Source organism: Microbulbifer maximicatervae (SeqCode), assembly GCF_052468095.1.
In genome coordinates this window covers 2,924,365-2,943,411 of sequence record NZ_CP174332.1, presented here as the reverse complement: position 1 = coordinate 2,943,411, position 19,047 = coordinate 2,924,365, and the positions used below count along the sequence as shown (strand labels likewise).

19 protein-coding genes and 2 pseudogenes are annotated in these 19,047 nt (G+C 43.0%); 20 read left to right on the top strand and 1 reads right to left on the bottom strand.

Going from position 1 to position 19,047, the window contains the following annotated elements:
- Positions 1-42 precede the first annotated feature (42 nt).
- Positions 43-984: pseudogene (locus ACJJIL_RS12635) on the bottom strand (IS110 family RNA-guided transposase).
- A gap of 310 nt (positions 985-1,294) precedes the next feature.
- Between ACJJIL_RS12635 and ACJJIL_RS12630 the strand changes: the two are divergent.
- The 20 genes and pseudogenes from ACJJIL_RS12630 (at position 1,295) to ACJJIL_RS12535 (ending at position 18,794) form a co-directional block, all read left to right on the top strand.
- Complete coding sequence (locus ACJJIL_RS12630; RefSeq protein ID WP_445359860.1) at positions 1,295-1,711, top strand: hypothetical protein; 417 nt, start codon at positions 1,295-1,297, stop codon at positions 1,709-1,711.
- 103 nt (positions 1,712-1,814) lie between these two features.
- Positions 1,815-2,180, top strand: a complete 366-nt coding sequence (locus ACJJIL_RS12625; protein ID WP_445359859.1) for a hypothetical protein — start codon at positions 1,815-1,817, stop codon at positions 2,178-2,180.
- 555 nt (positions 2,181-2,735) lie between these two features.
- A complete protein-coding gene (locus tag ACJJIL_RS12620; RefSeq protein WP_445359858.1) occupies positions 2,736-3,368 on the top strand; it encodes a hypothetical protein in 633 nt (210 codons plus the stop codon).
- 1,667 nt (positions 3,369-5,035) lie between these two features.
- A complete protein-coding gene (locus ACJJIL_RS12615) occupies positions 5,036-5,392 on the top strand; it encodes a hypothetical protein (RefSeq protein WP_445359857.1) in 357 nt (118 codons plus the stop codon).
- A gap of 116 nt (positions 5,393-5,508) precedes the next feature.
- Positions 5,509-6,033, top strand: coding sequence for a DUF4303 domain-containing protein (locus tag ACJJIL_RS12610; protein WP_445359856.1), 525 nt, complete (start codon positions 5,509-5,511; stop codon positions 6,031-6,033).
- Between the two features lie 514 nt (positions 6,034-6,547).
- A complete protein-coding gene (locus tag ACJJIL_RS12605) occupies positions 6,548-6,847 on the top strand; it encodes a hypothetical protein (RefSeq protein WP_445359855.1) in 300 nt (99 codons plus the stop codon).
- A gap of 108 nt (positions 6,848-6,955) precedes the next feature.
- On the top strand, positions 6,956-7,369 hold the full coding sequence (locus ACJJIL_RS12600) for a hypothetical protein (protein WP_445359854.1): 414 nt from the start codon (positions 6,956-6,958) through the stop codon (positions 7,367-7,369).
- Between the two features lie 85 nt (positions 7,370-7,454).
- Positions 7,455-8,180: a hypothetical protein gene (locus tag ACJJIL_RS12595; protein WP_445359853.1), complete on the top strand. Its 726-nt coding sequence runs from the start codon at positions 7,455-7,457 to the stop codon at positions 8,178-8,180.
- 135 nt (positions 8,181-8,315) lie between these two features.
- Positions 8,316-9,707 carry an IS4 family transposase gene (locus ACJJIL_RS12590; RefSeq protein WP_507021881.1) on the top strand — a complete coding sequence of 464 codons (1,392 nt, stop codon included), beginning with the start codon at positions 8,316-8,318 and terminating at the stop codon, positions 9,705-9,707.
- 97 nt (positions 9,708-9,804) lie between these two features.
- The gene (locus tag ACJJIL_RS12585; RefSeq protein WP_445359851.1) at positions 9,805-9,939 is read left to right on the top strand and encodes a transposase; all 135 of its coding nucleotides are present in this window, start codon (positions 9,805-9,807) and stop codon (positions 9,937-9,939) included.
- A gap of 145 nt (positions 9,940-10,084) precedes the next feature.
- The gene (locus tag ACJJIL_RS12580; protein WP_445362006.1) at positions 10,085-10,840 is read left to right on the top strand and encodes an IS3 family transposase; all 756 of its coding nucleotides are present in this window, start codon (positions 10,085-10,087) and stop codon (positions 10,838-10,840) included.
- Positions 10,841-10,903: 63 nt separating this feature from the next.
- Positions 10,904-11,317 (top strand): hypothetical protein, encoded by a 414-nt coding sequence (locus ACJJIL_RS12575; RefSeq protein WP_445359850.1) that lies wholly within the window; start codon positions 10,904-10,906, stop codon positions 11,315-11,317.
- A 374-nt stretch (positions 11,318-11,691) separates the two neighbouring features.
- Positions 11,692-12,726 carry an IS481 family transposase gene (locus ACJJIL_RS12570; RefSeq protein ID WP_445359737.1) on the top strand — a complete coding sequence of 345 codons (1,035 nt, stop codon included), beginning with the start codon at positions 11,692-11,694 and terminating at the stop codon, positions 12,724-12,726.
- Between the two features lie 836 nt (positions 12,727-13,562).
- Complete coding sequence (locus ACJJIL_RS12565) at positions 13,563-13,790, top strand: hypothetical protein (RefSeq protein WP_445359849.1); 228 nt, start codon at positions 13,563-13,565, stop codon at positions 13,788-13,790.
- A gap of 488 nt (positions 13,791-14,278) precedes the next feature.
- A complete protein-coding gene (locus ACJJIL_RS12560) occupies positions 14,279-14,491 on the top strand; it encodes a hypothetical protein (RefSeq protein WP_445359848.1) in 213 nt (70 codons plus the stop codon).
- Between the two features lie 120 nt (positions 14,492-14,611).
- Positions 14,612-14,764: pseudogene (locus ACJJIL_RS12555) on the top strand (GNAT family N-acetyltransferase); the annotation flags it as partial.
- A gap of 289 nt (positions 14,765-15,053) precedes the next feature.
- Positions 15,054-16,493, top strand: coding sequence for a trypsin-like peptidase domain-containing protein (locus ACJJIL_RS12550; RefSeq protein WP_445359847.1), 1,440 nt, complete (start codon positions 15,054-15,056; stop codon positions 16,491-16,493).
- A gap of 559 nt (positions 16,494-17,052) precedes the next feature.
- Positions 17,053-17,223 carry a transposase gene (locus ACJJIL_RS12545; RefSeq protein WP_445359846.1) on the top strand — a complete coding sequence of 57 codons (171 nt, stop codon included), beginning with the start codon at positions 17,053-17,055 and terminating at the stop codon, positions 17,221-17,223.
- A 181-nt stretch (positions 17,224-17,404) separates the two neighbouring features.
- Complete coding sequence (locus ACJJIL_RS12540; RefSeq protein WP_445359845.1) at positions 17,405-17,581, top strand: IS3 family transposase; 177 nt, start codon at positions 17,405-17,407, stop codon at positions 17,579-17,581.
- A 55-nt stretch (positions 17,582-17,636) separates the two neighbouring features.
- A complete protein-coding gene (locus ACJJIL_RS12535; RefSeq protein ID WP_445359844.1) occupies positions 17,637-18,794 on the top strand; it encodes an acyltransferase family protein in 1,158 nt (385 codons plus the stop codon).
- The last annotated feature ends 253 nt before the right edge of the window (positions 18,795-19,047 follow it).

Genomic DNA, 19,047 nt, shown 5'->3' with positions numbered 1-19,047 from the left:
GAAAAACCGGTAACTGTCAGATCAAGTCTGAACTACTACATATTAAGCCATACTTTCCTCCCAGTAGGTGTTATTTTTCACCATCGTATTCAGTATCGTAATCTGCTTTCTCATGCAGGCAATCAGAGCGACCTTTTTAGGTTTGCCAGCGTCGACTAATCGCTTGTACATCGGCTTTAGTTTGGGATGATGCTGTATGGCCGACATGATGGAAACAAAAAAAACTGTTCGTACACGATGCCTTCCACCCCGAATATATCTCTTTTCCTGGAAGCTGCCGCTATCACGGTTCATCGGGGCGATACCGACAAGTGCAGCGATTTCTTTACGGTTCAATTTTCCTAGCTCGGGAAGTTCACTCATCAACGTATAAGCCAATACATTTACGACCCCTTTAGCACTCAACAATAAGTCGCGCCTTTGCCGCCACTCAGACACACTGTTAACCAGTTTATCTAGTTGCTTGTCGATACCTTGTAGCTCTTTCTTGATGGTGTTTAGAATGGTCCGTATGGGTTTGTGTACTGATTTCGGCATTCTCTAAAGCCGATTCTTTTGCATTGTACTCATCTCTAAACACTGACTTCTTACCGCCAGTAAGTCACTGATCTCCCTAAGCTTTTCTGGCTTTAGCACCGACAGCCTTGGCTTCATGGCCTCACCAAAATGTGCAATATCTATTGCATCTAGCTTGTCAGTTTTGGCGAGGCGCCCTGTGGATTTAGCGAAGCTTCTTATCTGTGAAGGGTTGCAAACAACAACAGGTAATCCTGCTTTATTAGCGGCGTAAACAAACTCTAATTCAAGTCTTCCTGTAGACTCTATTAATACTCTTTGAGGTTTAAGAGGTTGTATTTTTTTAATGGCATCCTTAATGCCATTTTTATCATTGGCAACACTAAAGAATTGGCCAGTAGGTCTCACATAAATATCGAGTTGTTTACTGCTGGTATCGATACCGACATTGATCTCTTGAGGTTCCATAAGATAAGCTATCTCCGCCTTGCTATTCGGGCTCGAGGCCCACATGACTATCCGAGTTATGCCTAGTGAGTGCTTATCGCGTTCATACTTGTTATCGGTCTTTTACGAACCGGCCAGGCAGCGAACTGTGATAAACAAGGCCTTCGGTGGCCGCCGAAGGTGGGTCTCAATTTACCCGTTAGCGAAAAGGATTTTCAACATCAGAATCGATCAAGAACAACCATACAAGTCAATCAATGTCGCCCCTTCGGGGCTGGACCTCCGCACTGCGTGCTCCGGCCCATTATTGAGGCGTTAAATGGAGAAAATAATGAACACAAATAATGTATACGAAGCTCCAAAATCTCAATTAGAAAGTGGGCTTAGTAGAAATGAGCTGGAAAATCTATTGGTTATCGCCAAGCGCCAAAAGTCGCTCTTACTAACCTTTTTGGTCTATTTTCTCGTGGCTGGTTACTCAGGTACAGCAGGCCCTGAGTTGAAACTAATTCTTCAACTTGCAGCAATTCCGCTGATGATTGCAGTAGTCATTCTTACGGCCCGTCTATCTTGGAGGTTATACGGTAGATTTGGCGCTGTAAGTATGATCGCGCTGAGCCTTTTTCCGTTGGTGAATCTAATTATTCTTCTAATAGTTAACTCAAAAGCTAATACGGTCTTAAAGAAGGCAGGCTTTCGTGTGGGGCTGGCAGGTGCAAGCACTAAAGAAATTGCCGCGGCCATTTAACAAGCTGCGGTACAATCGTCCACAAAAAACGTAGGCTGGACTCGCTACACTATGTTTCGCTTGCCTATGCGCAGGGCGTTAGTTGCCTAAGAGAGAATGGAGCATGATTCAAAACGAGAAGGAATTTATTGGCTGGATTGACAGGCAATTGAATGAGGAGCTTCTCGGTCATATTGTTGCTTTCAATATTAACATACATGAATCTCCATTCAATATTGAAGTAGTCGGTTCCAGCGAGTTCGATCCCGATAATGAAGATTGGGCATGTAACGAAGACTGGGTTCCAGAAAATCGATTAATATCAGTTTCCAATGCAATCTTTGGTAATTCATTGAGAGAGGCGCAGGATAATATTGTAGCAATGGCTAAGCAGTACTTTCATTCCAGCTCGAAAAATACGCATAAACTAAAGACCGCAAAAACTTTTACTGTTGGCTTTGTCGACGGTAATCTTAGCTATGTACAGTAAGCAACTAACAAACAAAGACAGCATCGTCCTTCGGGCTGGACGCGCTAACTGGGCGTTATAGCTCCTCGAAGAATAAGAGATAAACTTAGTTTTAGATAAATTTGTTGATTGGTTAAAGACGGCGAATGCTGGTTTAGCGGGTGAAATATTTCATAGAGATCTTTATATCAATGATTGTGCACTGGGTAATGCGAAGAAAATCTGGCTTATGGATAGCGAAGCTGGGAGTACATCGGATTTTAAGTTGCTAAAGCAGGTATCGTCTGGGATGAGGCTTTTTTCGTAATCGAGCAAACGGACGAAATCACGAGTTTGTACTATCGCCAAGCAATATATCTTCGGGTCTCGGAAGGAAAAATCATTGAGGTAAAATCAACTAAATAGCGGGTGGCATGTGAAGCTGCGCTATAACAAAGCTATCTACCGGACTCCGTTTCCGTCGCTTGGTTTTTGTGCTTGAATAGTACAAAAAGCCAATCAACTACAACTCGCGGTAATAGCGGCGTTATCTGGCGTGAAGTTGAACCAGTGGGGCATTAATCGACCGAGACTCAAATGAAACTCGACAGCGGGATCCGGTTAGAAAGCGACGGCGAGCAAGCTGACTTGTATGCACTCGACGAAATCAACACAGCGCTGGCGCCGATCGGCGCCCGGATTTGGGCGCAGGATTGGTCGGGCCTCTCCAACGACCTTAAGGCCTTTTTGGCCGATCTCGAACCTTCGACGGAACGTGTCGCGGAAGTGATGCCATATTTTCTGCTATCCCGTGAACGTCTACTGGAAATCATCGCCCAGGCGGGACGCGAGCCCCATATTCCCGGAGGCGGAGAGCTGATCACACTGGACGAGACCCATGGCGTTTCCTATCCGCAACTGTATGTCGCACAGCAAGGTGAGGACTTTTCGCGTTTTGACCGAATGCATGTGAACATTAGTGCCGACGGGACGCCTGTCGATGACGTGGTACAACTTCTCTGCGGCAGCGGTTTGGTTGTGCACTTCCGTATTCCTTCGGGCGAGACGTTCAAAGTATATTTTGCCTGCCCCTCGCCCGATGCAGGCTGGCTTTTAACTTTTGATTGCGCCATCCCATTTATCGGCAGCTTTAGCGGCGCTTCGGCTGGGGCCAAAGCCGTCACCCAAGTCATCGGCCCGGCACGCTGGAGAATGGAGTATCTTGAATAGAAGTGTTTGCGCAGCTAGCGGACGCGTTCAATCAATGGAAAATGGCAACAGCCAGATAACAACGCGTTGCACCGGAGTAAGGGCGTCGTCCTTCCACCAGTTACCCAACTAAACGAACGCCCTTACCTGGTGAACGCCACCGTTATTGTGGCGGTCGGTTTTATTGATTTTTTGTGGTAACTGAAGATTTAGCGCCACAAAATAGCATCCGGTGTTGAGCAACTTTATTGATTGCTATTCAAGCAGTTTTTCTCCTAGAGTGTTCGCTCAGGTGCTTTAAAAAGGGGGAGTCCGCTGCAATTTCGTGGATTGCCAGTAAGGTAGGGATTAGTTGGGGAAAGTGCGGTATTTTTTCCTCGTAAATATTGAGAAGTGACCAGCCAAACTATGGCTGGCAAAGTGCTAGTAGTCGGTCCCGAGCGCCCCGACCATAATCAGACTAGGCTGTCCAACCTACGCGTTGCTTCGGCTGGCGTTATAGCTCCTTAATGGATCATGCGTAATGTACGAACTGTTTAATATTTCCAACATCGAAGCCCTGGGTATTTTGCTATGGTTTTGTGTTGTATTAGTTCTTAGCTATATGCTGGCCATCAAAAAACCTTAAAGGTTAAACGAGCGGTTGTAGTTGGTGGATTTATGGCATTATTACCTCCACTGGCAATTATATATATGGCCTCGCTGCTACTTAGAAAAAGCCTTTCTGTATCAGAGAGGTCAGGTGAGTCGTTATAACAAAATGCTGAAAATTTGCCCCCAAAAAACATGGGCTGGATCTCCAAAAAAAACGTCTCTAGCCTTTAAGTTTTGCGTTATGTGCAGTCATAAATTCAGCAATCGGATCTAGCCTTGAAGTTACTATCTAAAAAAATTGCATGGTATTGTCAGAAAGAGAAAAGGCACTGAAAGCGTGTTTATCACTGTGCTGAAATCGCTTTCATTTCAGTATCTGCACTAATTTCAACTGTACTTATTCATATATATGGCAACGGTACTAGGCTTCAAATTGGGGTTGTCGCACTCACTTCGGCTTTAACTATCACATCAGCCTCATTAGTCCCTCTCGTATTCAAATCCAATACTCTCAGTCGCTGGCAAACTCAAATGGTTACTATCGGACTTGGTTGCGGAGTCGGAATCTCCGCGATATGCACGCTGTTTTTATTTGAGTTGCAGCTTGCTAGCACATAACAAGTCGATGAATTTCGTTCCGTCCTTACAGGGCTCCACCGGATATGCTACGCTGCACTTCGCACGCCAATTATCGAAGCGTTATTGAGGTGGTCATTTTTTAGGTAGTTTGAAGTTGCTGCAAGTACCAATCTCTTCCCGAGTACATTTCTCCAGAGAGTTTTTTACAAATTAGTACCGCAGTTTTGTTCTAGTGCCTTCGTTTTAAGTCAACAAGCCCTACAAGTCAGCTGCACCATTGTGAAGTGTCAATCAGATAGTTATTTGATAGGGAAACTATGGTATTTTTCTCTGTAAGTCTATCGGGCAGTGGCCAGCCAAAGATGGCTGGCAGAGAGTATGTAGGCGGTTCAGAGCGCGCCAGCTATAACCAGGCCATGCAAGATCGCCCAGCCGGAGGCTGGGCTGGGCAGCCTACGCTCCGCTTCGGCTGCCCTTGCTGGCAATGTTATGCATCAACATAGTAAGGGAGATATATGAGAGTTTGTCTATTTTTTATGACCCTTTTCTTTTCATTTTTCAGTAACGCCGATCCATTGGAAAGGTATGATCCGCAATCTGTAGCGAAGGCTGTTACACTTGCAAGTAGGCTTAGCAGTAGTGAGTGGAATTATACTTGGAGAGGGCGTAACTATAAGTTTGTCCTTGAAGAGGATGGATCGATTTCTAAACTAAAAAGCTGGAAAGACGTGCGTTGGGTAGTAGTTGGTGCTAATGAAATCGTCCTGGAAGGGTATACCGATAGAATGCATTTGTTCTTCGATAAAAATATTAAAAATTTCAAAACATTCGACTGGGATGGAACTAAGGCAACAGGAACCTTGGCTCATTAAGTAAAATGCATAACCAATACATCGAAAATCGCTCCACTGCGTTCCGTTGGACCACCTTACGCTGTGCTTCAGTCGACCTTTTATGTGGGCGTTATGCAGCGTTTGAGTAGAGAGATATGAAACAAGAAATAAGGAGTTCAATAGATCTAATTCAAGCGGAATTTGAAATGGATCTAAGAGCTTCAGTTAAGGCAGTTTCTGAAGGTTCATCTTCATATGGTTATGCGCTTATGATCGGAGAGGATCTCGACATGGCCGCTCCGATAGCTGTTTCGAACTCTGAATCTAATCTGGGTAGCTCAAATGATAATGACATCAGATACATTCCTGATGAATGGTCTCGATGGAGTTATGATCATTTTGATAACTTTAGTGCTTCATATAAGGATGTATATAAAAGATTCGAAGCAACTCATAACGTTACTGACGAAGATTGCTGCTATACGAATGATGCGATCGAGTTTATGAATCAACTTTATACGATGTATCTAACAGGAATGAAGAAGGTAGTCGCTGAATTTTCGAGTATCTGGTATTGGGTTATATGGATACCAGATAGTGACAGAGAGATAGTAAAAAATTCCTTTTTAGAACTCAATTCTGGTAGAGCGTTGAAAGAAGCTTCAATCTACTTTGAGTGAGAAATGCATAACAAGGCAATTAACTTCGCTCCAGCCACTGCGTGGCTTCCGCCGAACCTCCGCTTCGCTCCGGCCGGTTATTGCGGGCGTTAAGAGCCTTAATCGAAAGGTCGAGTTATGAGTGAGCTTATTAAAATAATGAATGTATTTCATGCTAAGAAATTTGCATGGTTTCCATTTACATTTCTCTGCCCAAGGCAAGGGAGTAGGTTTGGTGTTGCGCGCTTTATTGGTACTGTCATTCTGAACACCTCGTTTTTTGCTTCACTTTTGGTATTTTTGTTGTATTCCAAATTTGGTCGTAGTGCTATAGATCACGTGGGCTTTACAATTATGTGGATATACGCCCTATTTGGTAGCTACTACTTATTTGTGTGCTTTTGCTGGAATCTGGAACATGGTACCAATAACTCTTAACAATCACAGGCACGCTGCTTTGGCCCTTCGGGCCTCCGCAGGACAGCCTACGCTGCGCTTCGGCAGCCCGTGCTGTGGGCCGTTATGAATAAAAACTATGTCTAATCTCAAAGACCGCCGATGGCGTCGAAAAGGCCTCGATAGAAAAATCGAGACTCCTTCATGGGGGGAGCTTGCTTTTGGGAAAAAGCTTTTCAATTTGCGGCATATGTTACTAGCTGTATTTACTAGTGGCTTCATATCTTTTGCAATGCTATTCCAGCTTATAACCTATGGGCATTGGGAGGCCAAAGGAGCAAAAGTAGATGGTGCCGTGGGCTATGGTATTGCCTTTTTCCTTCTGGTAATTTTCATAGCCCTACTTATTGCAACTATTAAAGACTGGAGGAGAGGCTAATGTATAACAAAAAGCAGCACGATTGCCCACAAAATATGTGGCCTGGACGGCCTACGTTTTGCTTCGATTGCCCGTGTGCTAGACGTTATGAGCCTAATGGAGTTCAGGTTGTTTAAACGGACGTATGTGATAATTTCTATCTTAGCCCTACAAGCTTGCACATTAGCAACTACAAATTATATACGAAATGAAACTTCAGTAGGTTTGGTGGTTTCAGTAAAGCAGGAGAGAAAGGATTTAGGCTTGGAAAAAGATGATCGAGAAAGCATTGCTGTAGCAGCCAACCATATATGTAGTATAATCACCGATCCATTTTGGCAGTCATATCTATTTATCAAAAACCCTACCTCCGGCCAAAGCACAAATATTGGTATCCTAGAGAGTGATAATTATATATACACAGTATCTATATATAATAATGAGCAAGTCGTTACTGTCAGGGAGGTAGATGGCTCTACAGAGCGTCAAGTTGGCAAGCAGTATCAGTCAAAGTGTGTTTCTATAAATGGGTCGGCAGAGTAAACTCATAACAAGCAAAGGCAACCGACGCAGAAAACTGCGCGGCTGCTTTGGGCGTTATGAGAAGTAAAACAACAATGGAGTTACTATGAAAGCACTTTTAGTTCCTATTGCACTAATTTTTCCATTAAACGGAAATGCCCTCGAAGTATATGGAATTGAATTTCCAGATGGGATACGTTCATTTGCAGACCGTGTCGTTGAATATACTCCAGGGGAAAATGTCTCCTCACCTTATACAAACTCCGTGAACATTAAAGGTGTTCCGGATTATGTATCTGGTGGTGATCCAGAGTACTTGTCTTTAGGCGATGAAGGCGAGGTTATCGTGCAATTTACAAACAATGCGCTTACATCCTCGGGTGATGACTCAAATGATCTATGGATTTTCGAGATAGGAAGCAAACTTGAACCTACAGATGTATATATAAGCAAATATGGTATTGACTGGGTATCCGTGGGCTCGACATCTGGTGGGACTGGTGGCATAGATATTGATGCATTCGTAAATAATGGTGTCGAATTAGGAGCAAGCTATTCATTCGTTAAAATCGTAGATCAACTCCCAACTCAAAGTGGATCTCCATGGGCAGGTGCAGATATTGATGCCGTTGGTGCAATATCCTCTGTTGAAGGAGGATGCGGTAATCAAGAAGAACTTGCTCCAGCTACATATGACAAGAATACTGGAATGCTGAGTATCCCGAGTGTATTAGTAGATGGGAAATGTTACGAACTAGAGTTAAATGGGAGCTCAGGATTAAACATCTATGAAAATGAAACATATCTGAGGTCATCTTTATCTGAGAAATAAATCTCATAACAAGAGCATGGTGTTCCTCGCTTCACTCGTGGGACGCCTGCGGCGCCTCACATGCTGGCGCTAAGTTTTATACACAAGTTTTTCCGGTTTTATTATGTAAATCAATAAGTTACAGTTTGACCTGGCATGAATTACAGATTTGATTGGATTATTATGCAGGACTGGGTCATGGACGAAGTAAAAAATCAGGTTATGGGTGATACACGCTTGAATAAGCGCTTGTCCAATATTCTTAGTAGTTTAAGTTCAGATCCAAAGAATAGCATTCCCTGTGCAAACAAAACTTGGGCAGAAACGTTTGCAGCTTATCGCTTTATCGAAAATGATAAAGTCAATTTTGACTCTATTATGAGCGGCCATAAATCGGCAACTCTTGAGAGAATCAAGGCGCAGCCCGTTGTTCTTATCCCTCAAGATACCACCTTTCTAAATTTTGCCACTGACTTAGAAAGTAAAGAGATGGGAACACTTAGGCGGAAAGAGACCAATCAGCAACTCTTGCACACCTCCATCGCTATAACGCCATCAAGAATTAACTTGGGTGTTGTTGAGGGTAGTATGTGGCAGAGAGACAAGGAATCAAGCTCTAATTCCCGTTATACCAAGTCGATAAAGGATAAGGAGAGTCGACGCTGGCTAGACCATTACGAAACGGCTTGTCAGATACAGGAGCGCTGCCCTGAAAGTACAATTGTGAGTATTGCTGATAGAGAGGGTGATATTCATGAGTGGTTTCAACTGGCTGAAGATCAAAGTGAACAGCGGCGGGCGAGCTATATCGTTCGAGCTAAGGCCAATCGCACTTTAGAGCTCGATGGAGAAGAAACGGTTTTGCTTTGGGATCATATGAATGAGCAGAAATCTGTCGGTCTATACACGGTAGATATTCCCAAACGGAATGGAGAGCCTGGAAGAAAAGCCAAGGTCAACGTATCCACTACTGAGATACGGCTACTTGGGAAAGGAAAATCTAAACGACCACTTTCTCTCTATGCTGTATTGGCTAAAGAATTAAACCCACCAGAGAGTGAAAAAGGCATTGAGTGGATGCTGTTAACTGATCTTCCAGTTGAAGACTTTAAGCAGGCAAGGGTCATCATTGAGTGGTATCGAAGCCGGTGGGAAATTGAAACCTATTTTCGGGTGGTGAAAGGCGGATGCCAGATAGAAAGTAACCGTTTTAGAACAGAGCAGCGCATGTTGAACTGCATTGCGATCTATATGATTATTGGATGGCGGCTACATTCGATAACTACGCATGCACGAAGAGTTCCTGACGCACCGTGTACAAGTGCCTACTCTGAAAAAGAATGGCGTATGATATGGATGATGCGAGATAAAACTACTCCACCAAATGAACCCCCAAGCATGAGGGAGATAACCCGTATGTTGGCAGGTTTAGGAGGTTTTTTGGGGCGTAAAGGGGATGGCGAGCCAGGGGTTAAAACCGTTTGGCAGGGATACACCAAGCTACTTCATTATATAGAGGCAGCAGAAGCTCTAAATGGACTTAAATAATGTGTATAAAACACAGTGCTGGCGTTATGGTAAAGACTTACCCACGTTTAGTAGACACCCTGTATAGTTAGGTTTAGGCCTAACACGGAGGTGTATCATGGGTAAGAAAAGAACTCAGGCGTATGCGGAGGAGTTCCGCAGAGAAGCAGTTAAGAGAGCGGAAAAGCCTGGAGTAACAACGGCTTCTGTGGCGCGAGAGCTAAGTGTCAGCGCACGGCAGATCTACAACTAGCGTCGTCAATTTAATCGACTGTCTGATAAGCAGTTCAATAGTTTAGACGGTGTCGACTATTCCAAACAGGAAAGCGCTGAAGTTCGCAAGCTCAAGAAGGAGCTGCATGAAGCTCGTCAGGAGGTTGAGTTTCTAAAAAAGGCAGCTGCTGCGATCTGCTCGCAGGATTAGAAAGATACGAACAATTGAGAAAACCCGAGAGACGTTTGTTGAGTTTAAAGGTCGTTATGGCGCGCCTAGAATTGCTTGCGAGCTTCAAGAGTTAGGTGAGCCATGCTCACGGAACTGCATCGCTAAGCTTATGCAACAGGACCATATTAAGGCGAGAAACGGCAAAGGCTTTCGATATAGTCAACCCGTAGAGGGGAGCATTAACGTCTCCGCAAACTTACTTAAGTGTTGCTTTGATGTGGATCGACCAAATTGCCGCTGGACCAGTGACATTACGTATATCTGGGTTCTGGAGAGGTGGCTATACCTCGCGGTAGTTATGGATCTGTACTCTCGACGTATTGTAGGTTGGGCATTTGACTCGCAGATGACCGATGAATTGACACGTCGAGCATTGAAAATGGCTTTAGAGCAACGACCAATAAAGCCTGGACTAATAGTTCACTCTGACAGGGGTGTGCAATATCGATTGCAGAAATACCAGGATCTCTTGTCTGAAAGCAAGTGCAAGCCGAGCATGAGTCGCCAGGCAAACTGTTGGGATAATGCGGCAATGGAATCATTCTTTAGCAGGCTAAAAGTCGAGCTGGTCTACGCCGGAATATTCGAAAGCGAAGAGCAAGCAAAATCTGAGGTGTTTGAATACATTGAGATTTTCTACAATAGGGTTCGTAGGCACTCTGCATTGAGCTATGTAAGTCCAGCAGAGTATGAACGAAAATACACATAGTTAGAGTGTCTACTTTTATGGGCAAGACCACTGTATCAATAATCAAAGTTAAGGACAGATAGAATGAAAAATAACACTAAGTTCATCAAGGGTTTGGTAATCTTGTGTTTATGCACAAGCTCAGCTTTCAGTCTAGCTAGTAATGGAACTCCGAAAGCGAGTGAAAATTCATGCCTGATAGCTGGTGAGATTACACTCTATGGAAATAAGGTGAATGTTAAAGATTGTATGAAACTTAACGGTGTGTCAATCGATAAGGTTGAGGAGATATGCGAGAAGACTTTGAAATCAGCCTCTTTTGGTAAGAAAGGACTAAATCTAACATATTCAGCTAACTGCCCTGCAAGCTCTCAAGGGGTATGCTTAGGTCTCAAGTACGAGGGGGCAGATATGGATGCCTATTATTACAATCGAGACAAGTCTATATTACCTGCTATGGCTTCAGGTTGCAAATCACAGGGTGGCAACTGGAAGTAAGTAATTAATAAGTTACACAAGTTGGACAAAGTGCTGTGCACTTCGCCTCATTGCAAAGCGTTAACTGTCATTATGAATCGAGCAAAGTTTCTAGAATAGTTGAATGAAATAGGGTTCGCGGATAGCTATTACAAGTTATGTGCTGACTTCCCATTGGAACCATCAGGTTCACCAACAACTAAAGGAAAAAAGAACGAGGTGGTCTCTTTGTTCGAGGCGTGTGAGGAAGAGGTTAAGTACAATGGAAAGTTCCGAATGTACGAGTTTTAGGTGGATTAGTTCAGACCAAATCTGACACATTCCCTTGAAAAAGAGGGGTTTACCGGTTTTGATGAAGGTGCCTAAACCTAAAAGCAAAACCAAGGATAAACCCCATGATCCATACTAATGATCGCATCATCAAACACAAGACCGGATTGCTAAATCTGGCAGAAGAACTCGGCAATATCTCCAAAGCTTGCAAGATGCTGGGTGTGTCGAGAGACACTTTCTATCGCTATAAGGAAGCCGTTTCAAGTGGCGGCGTGGACGCCCTTCTTGAGAAGAACCGGCGCGTGCCCAACCACAAGAACCGTGTTGACACAGCCATTGAAGAGGCAGTGTTAACTTATGCCGTCCAAGAGCCTGCCCACGGGCAGGTTCGAGTTTCCAATGAGCTGCGCAAACGCGGTGTATTTGTGTCCCCTAGTGGTGTTCGGAGTATCTGGTTACGGCACGACCTTGCTAACTTCAAATTGCGATTAAAGGCACTTGAGGCCAAGGTGGCTGAGGAGGGACTGATCCTTACAGAGTCACAGGTTCAAGCTTTAGAGAGAAAACGTCATGATGATGAAGCCTGTGGTGAAATTGATACTCAACACCCAGGTTATCTGGGCTCGCAGGATACCTTCTATGTAGGAACCTTTAAGGGCGTCGGACGTGTTTACCAACAAACCTATGTCGATACCTATGCAAAGGTGGCTCATTGCAAGCTGTATACCACCAAAACGCCAATCACTGCGGCAGACCTTCTGAATGATCGTGTACTGCCATTTTATGCCATGCATGATCTGCCAGTGCTGCGTATCCTAACTGATCGTGGTACTGAATATTGTGGCAAGTTGGAGCAGCACGACTACCAGCTATATCTGAGTGTGAACGAAATAGAACACACGAAGACAAAAGCCAGGCATCCGCAAACAAATGGGATCTGTGAGCGCTTTCATAAAACTATTTTACAAGAGTTCTATCAACCTTCATTACGCCGCAAGATCTATGGATCAATAGAGGACTTGCAAAAGGATCTAGACGAATGGCTCACATATTACAATAATGAGAGAACCCACCAGGGTAAGAAGTGTTGCGGTCGAACTCCGATGGCAACTCTTGAAGATGGAAAAAGTATTTGGAAGGAAAAGCTCGTAAGCTGAATTTGACCTGACAGAGCACCTCCTGAAAAACCGGTAACTGTCAGATCAAGTCTGAACTACTACATTTTAGGGAATCATTCTCCTTCTGTAATTCCTCAACCTGTTTTCTTAGACGTTTTATTTCTTTATCTTCATTCCGAGACTAATTTTTCGCTGTCTTTGTCATACTTATTCTACGGTTAGGATTCTCAACCAACTTGCCTTCTCTAATTTCTTGTCGTTATCAATACACTATTGCTGTATGGAAGGCTATTGATGTTGGCGATAGCAGTCGTATAGACTTTCAGCTGATTAAGGAAGGTGACCACCCCAACTTTAAGCTCTGTTGAGTATTCAACAACACGCTCTTCGCAAAATGTTTTCAGTATTTTCTCCTACGCTACTCAAGAATTAGGCATCTACTTTGTGGAGGATGGTTTCGAAGCACAAGTTTTAGTGGGGGGCAAGAGCTTCATACCTTGAAGTCTATTTTGAATGGTATTAGTACACGCTAGAAAATACCGAAATTGATAAAGATATCTTAAACAAAGATGTCATTATTACTGCTGATACTGGATTTTTAAATGAGTTTAATTATAAGTACTTGAGAGACAATGGACTCAATGCCTACATTCCTGACAATCAATTCAGGTCAAGAGATAGCAGATTTTCTGAGCAAGAAGGGAAATATGGTAAACGTACAAAGAAAAAGGTCGGAATTTCTGAGGTAATACCGGCTAAAGGTTTTACGTATAATGAAAGAAAATCTGTATTTGCCCAGCGAGTAAAGAGATGTCTCTACAAGGAGAGGGGTATATTAGCGAGAGTGAAAGAAAGCTCTTTATAAGGCGCGCTTAATGGAATTCAAAAATAGCGACCTGAAACATCAGGGCATGCGAAGCCCAGATTTAGCAGATACGAGAAGGGTGCATGGTCAGCAGATATCTCCAACTTGGACAAATGAACGTACTGCTACCTATTGGATGAAAAGAAAGTTGATGGCATTAAAGGTAAAACCATTTATGGGTACCGTACGTCGGTTGTTGATTTTGTGTTTGGGGGCATTGGTTCCAGTTAAGGGGTGAATCGGTTCTCCTTGCGAGCGTAGAGCTAGGTTCAAGGCCAATGGTGGATGTTTTGCATAGTGGATACCATTGAAAAGACGATGAGAAATGGCAATATCCATTGGTTGAATGTGAAATATGGACTTAAGAAGTCAAAATTCTATGTGGTGAGATAATTTTAGTTCTTCAGAGAAAATCTCCCGAATTTTGGATGGATGATGATTTATTGGGTAGGGGGTTTCGTGAATCTATTTTTCTACAGCTTGTTATTGTGGCGGTCAATTTTTAGATGGTTTGTAGTTTCTGCAAGTACCAACATTCTATTTGAGTGCACTTCTTCAAATGGTTTTTCTGTAAACTAGTACTGTTGTATCGTTAAAGTACTTTCGTTTTAAGTCAATATATCCTACAAGGCAGTCGCCTCGTTGTGGAGTGCGAATCAGATGGTTAATTGTTGGGAAGGTATGGTATTTTACCCTGTAAATTTATCGAGCAGCGGACAGCCATAGGTGAGGGGCAGCGAGCAAGTAGGTTGTTCAGTGCTAGGCCAGGCAAGATCACTAAGCCGGAGGCTTGGCTGGACAGCTTACACTCCTCTTTGGCTTCTCTTGCTTGCAACGTTAAGCTTAGGAAAAATTCTTGAAATTGAAGTAGATAAAAATGTAAAACTGCTTCCTTTTGATAAGCACCATTCAGATGAGCTTTATCAATTGATGGATTAGAATAGAGCTTATTTGAGGGAGTGGTTTGCATGGATGGGCAATAAAAAATGTAGGCTGATGTCAAAGTCCACATAGGGTGAACCATTCAAGAAGGGACTAGGTTTACAGGTTGGAGTTTTTGTAAACGATATTGCAGTTGGTACAATAGGGGTAATTTCAATCAACAGAATAGATCTAGTGGGTGAAATTGGCTGTTGGATTGCAGGGAAAAGTCAAGGTAGAGGATTAATGACTAGATCCACGGAAGAAGTAATTGAGTTCGGATTTATATAATTTAAGCTTAATCGAATTGAAATTCGTGTATTCTTTGAGAGTAAGCTAAGTGAAGTCGCTGCAAAGAGGTTGGGGTTTGTCAGAGAAGATTAATATTGGGATTTGAAACGTTCAAAGATGTAATAGAGAATCTAATAAATCGAAGGCAGCGATTGTTAAAACAAAGCCCTAAATCATTGATATAATTTTCACTCTGACTCTAAGCTTTCAACTGCCGTGTCAGAATAGAAAAAGGAAAAGTAAGACCGTGAAGAGAGCATGTCCGCGCCTATTGGTAATATGGCTGCTAATGACAACTGTAATCGCACCCAGTACAGCCGAAATATACCGCTGGGTAGACGAAAATGGTGAAGTTCATTTCACCGACCAGCGCCCAATTAATCAAGGGGATCAGGCCCAGAAAATCAATATTGAAAGTCATAGCTCAACTTCCGATCTATCAATTCCCTCAGTAAGAAAGCCAAGGCCGATTAACAACACCAGCCAGCGCACAGGAAAGTCTATTGCTCTCGAACACTTTTCTATTGATTTGGAGGGTGCCCATGTTGGTAAAAATATAGAGATTGGCCGAGCTTATATTTATACATCGGATTCTAGAAAATCAGCACAGAACCTATATCGGAGTGAAAGGTCACCAAGCCAGACGCTAGTTTGTAGATCGGATGGAAGTCTAAAGCTGAATAACGCCAAATATATTGCAAAAAATGCAAACTTTACTCAGGCAGCTTACACTACTCTTGAAAGCTATGGCTACGCTAGCGCCGGATCTGAAACAAAAAAATTTGCTTTGCAGCGCAGTGATGGTGTAGACCTTAGCCTCGCTGCCGAGGTAATAGAGATGCGCTTGGCCCATTGTGATAGCGGAAGGGGAAACAACTTAAGGAAATACACCCAAAACTCTACCTATCTCAAAATTAAATGGGAAGTATTCGATAATCTGACTCGCGAAATTGTTTACACAACTGAAACGGAAGGGTTAGATGACCATATTCGACAGCCGCCGAGATTAAGGGGTGCTCCTCTCAGTATGGAGCTAGCATTTCAACAGTCAATAGAAAATATGCTGTCACAGCAGGAGTTTATCGATATAATTCTTGGTGAATCCCGATTCAGTGACAAAGCCAAAATTTCTTCCAGCATAGTAGATGCTACACTGGTTTACGGCAATGAAGAAACAAGCTTCTCTAAGAAAATACAGAGTATCAAAGCAGCCACTGCCACGATAAGGACTGTATCTGGTCATGGAAGTGGATTTGTCATTTCAAAGCAAGGACACGTTCTAACTAATCAGCACGTTGTATCAAGCAATCAAGATGTTTTAGTGATTATTGATGGTCAAGAATATCGTGCTCAAGTGCTGCGGGCTGATAAACGTCGGGATGTGGCCTTGCTACAAATCATAGAAAGGTTTGGTCATCTGCCTGTCGAGATTCATCGAAAGTCTGCTGAATTAGGCGATCCGATTTATGTTATAGGTACGCCACTGGATGAAACTCTGGATTTCTCCATTACTCGCGGCATTATTTCTGCTCGTAGAGATATTAATGAGCTGCCCTATTACCAAACAGATGCTGCAGTTAATCCAGGTAATTCTGGAGGTCCTGTCTTTAATGATGTTGGTAATGTCATCGGAATTACTGTCTCAGGCCATTTTACACGCGACGGAGGGTCTAGAAACATCAATTACATAATACCCATTGATGATGCGCTCAGAGTTATCGGGCTGTAATCACCCTAATCGGGTAGTAGCTGGTATCTAGCCAGCTCTCCCAGCAATACCCAGCATGTATTTGGGATTTCCAAAATATGAGCCACTATCTTTCTAAAAACACTTACGTTCCAGCTACTGTTTAGAAGCACGTTAGGTGTCTAATAATAGGTTCTCAGAAATATATAGTTTTAGGCTGTAACCAGGATGACATTGAAGCATCAATGCAAGAGGAATGCAGGAACGTTTCGAGCAGCCTTTACGGTTAAGTGGAGCTCAGCTCGGCTTGACTGGGCTCGACCCGACATAAATGTATTACTCAGCTCTGAGTCAGAAGAACCACCCTGGGAGGGCTTTGTACTTGATCAGCTCTGGGAGGAGATGTTGGTTGCTATTCGAAATAGCAGATGAAGAAATATTATATAAACATGTACCGAACATCTAACAAGTTAACGAACGATTGCCGTTGGGTACGGACAGTTTTAGGCGCGGATGTGCCACAAAGCTACTTGTTAAAAGGTGTTGTATGTAAAATTAACCTACGTTTAGTGGACACGCTGCACAGTTAGCTTTAGGTCTAATGTGGAAGTATCTTAAGAGTAAGAAAAGAACTCAGTCGTATACGGAGGAGTTCCGCAGAGAAGCAGTTAAGAGACAATATCCTGGAGCAACAACGGCTTCTGTGGCACGAGAGCTAGGCGTCAGCGCACAGCAAATCTGCGGATTTAAACTGTTGCCTGATAAGCAGTAAGAGTTAGATGAGTCGTGCTCAAGGATCTACGTCGCTAAGCTTATGCAATAGGAGCATAGACTAATAATTCGCTCTGACAGGGCTGTGCAATATCGTTCGAAGAAATGCCAGGATCTCTTGTCCGAAAGCAAGTGCAAGCGGAGTATGAGTCAGCTAAGCTGACTGTTAGGACAATGCCGCAATGGAATCATTCTTTAGCTGGCTAAAAGTTGAGTTGGTCTCTGCCGGAACACTCAAAAGCGAAGAGCAAACAAAATCTGAGGTGTTTGAATACATTGAGGTTTTTTACCATAGAGTTCGTAGGCACTCTGCATTAGGCTATATGGGTCCAGTAGAGTATGGGAGCAAATGCACATAGTCAGAGTGTCTACTTTTTGTGGGAAAGTCCAAAGCCAATGGAAGGTTCGGGTTAAATGAAAGAAAGAAGATATTCAGAATTAGACTGGTTAAGAGTATTTCTAATCTTGGCCGTATTCTTACATCATGTATTCATGCCGTTTAATGGGGATGGTTGGCATGTAATGAATGGAAAATCAAGTAAGTTACTTGATGATATCATGGTGTATTTTGAGCAGCTAAGATTACATACTCTCTTTTTTATCGCTGGAGTAGGTAGCCTACTTTTACTAAAAAAGATTAATACGAGAACATTTATCGTCAATAAGTTCCATAGGCTTTTTGCCCCACTAATTGTTGGCATGGTGCTCATAGTGCCACCTCAAAATTACTTCGAAAACATAAATGACTACAAAAGTATAATAGATGCGTATCAGCATTTATCTCTGACATTTGAATCTAATCATCTTTGGTTTATCGAATTCCTTATTGTGTTTATGCTGCTTGCCGTGCCTTTTAAGTCAGGGCTCGACAGCCAAGTGGGTAAAGCCTTTATTATCAGACTTGAGCGGCTAGCGTTATTTAAACATGGATTGTTTTCACTTGTCCTTGTAGTTCTATTGTTGAGGTGCGGCCTTAAACTTCTAATGCCTACTCAAGATAACAGTATTGATAACTTATCTGTATCGTTGTTTTTCTTTCTGTTCTTCATGGCTGGTATGTGTTTCATGAGTAGTCCTAAAATATGGGAATCTGTGACTAAAAACCGGTCAATCAATTTAAAATGGTTCATATTTAGCACTATTCTATTTTATGGCTACTACTTCAAACCTGATATTAGCGAATATGTATCACTAGAGGTACGCTGGCAGCTTTGGTGGTTAGTTTGTACACTTGTTTCTTGGTCTGGGCTGTTGGTATTAGTGGGGTATGCAAGTGCGTTCTTCAAGCAAACACCCAAATGGCTACATGCCGCAAATGAATTGATTTATCCATTCTATATATTGCACCAAACAGTTATCGTTGCGCTTGCCTTTTATATAGTGCAATGGGATGCAAGTATTGCGGTAAAGTCAATGAGCTTATTACTTGGTGCGTCCCTTGTATGTATTTTGCTATGTTATTTTGTCGTAAAGCCTATAGGTATTTTTCGTTATCTGTTTGGTTTAAAGTCAAAGCGCGTAGTTTATAAGAGTTTAAGTCAGCAGGGCGCTGCAAGCGATGCCTCAGTTTGAGGTGGTCATTTTTTAGATGGTTTGTAGTTGCAAGCACCACTGAATACACATCTCATAGAGTTTTTCTGGAAGCTAGCGCAGCAGTTTCGTTCGAGCGGCTGTATTTTGATCTAACAGGCTCCACAAATTAGCAGCGTCGGGGGCCATCAGGCAGTTAAGTGAGGGGCAAAGTATGGTATTTCCCCTGTAAATCTATCTAGCAGCGGCTAGCCAAAGGTGGCTGGCAGAGTATGTAGATCGTTAAGAGGGCGTC